Origin of the sequence: Streptococcus suis, assembly GCF_002964045.1 — a bacterium.
Classification (GTDB): Bacteria; Bacillota; Bacilli; order Lactobacillales; family Streptococcaceae; genus Streptococcus; species Streptococcus suis_U.
Genome location: NZ_POPB01000131.1, coordinates 1 through 293, shown reverse-complemented (window position 1 = coordinate 293; position 293 = coordinate 1). Strand labels below are relative to the sequence as shown.

Below are 293 nucleotides of genomic sequence, written 5' to 3'. Positions count from 1 at the left end.
TAAGAGTTTTTTTATTTTCAACATAAAGAAAAAAGATTGAAGAAAATTGTCCAAAATGGACTTTTTCTTCAATCTGAAGCGGCTAAAACGCTTTTTTTGCTTAATAATCCAAGGCATCAGAATGACCAGCACCATTGCCGACAAAGTAACCTGTCTTACAATTTATAGAGAATAAGTAAGTCCCATCTGGTTTAAACATATTGTAGTAGCCATTGCCGTTGATAATATTAACTTTTTCCAAGATATATTGATTGCCTGTTATATACCCACGTTGTTGCGAGATAGTCACAATA

Annotated in this window: 1 protein-coding gene; it reads right to left on the bottom strand. The window is 32.8% G+C overall.

The features are described from left to right. Window positions 1–100 precede the first annotated feature (100 nt). Window positions 101–293, bottom strand: a 193-nt coding sequence (locus C1E99_RS00565; protein WP_238146172.1) for a cell division site-positioning protein MapZ family protein, incomplete at its 5' end; no start/stop codon positions are given.